Origin of the sequence: Paraburkholderia sp. SIMBA_053, assembly GCF_046534895.1 — a bacterium.
Classification (GTDB): domain Bacteria; phylum Pseudomonadota; class Gammaproteobacteria; order Burkholderiales; family Burkholderiaceae; genus Paraburkholderia; species Paraburkholderia caledonica.
On record NZ_JAWRXU010001372.1, the window covers coordinates 1 to 247 of the forward strand.

The 247-nt window shown below is 38.5% G+C and carries 1 protein-coding gene; it reads left to right on the forward strand.

Going from position 1 to position 247, the window contains the following annotated elements; translation table 11 throughout:
- On the forward strand, positions 1–247 hold a 247-nt coding region (locus tag SB753_RS40100), incomplete at both ends, for a hypothetical protein (protein ID WP_410805555.1).

Below are 247 nucleotides of genomic sequence, written 5' to 3' on the forward strand. Positions count from 1 at the left end.
GGCGATTTTAAATATGGTCTGACTGTAAGTGGAGCAGCTAACAAAAACAAAGTTACAAGAGTAGCAAATGCTGATGGTATAATCCATGGGTTAAGCCATGTATTATCACAAGGAACTTCAGAAGTATCAAGAGCTCAGATTGGCTACCCGATTGGTTATTTCTATGGATTTAAAACTGCAGGTATTTTGCAAAATCAGCAAGAAGTTGCTGCTTATGTAGGTCCAACAGGACAGCCTTATTTTAGTG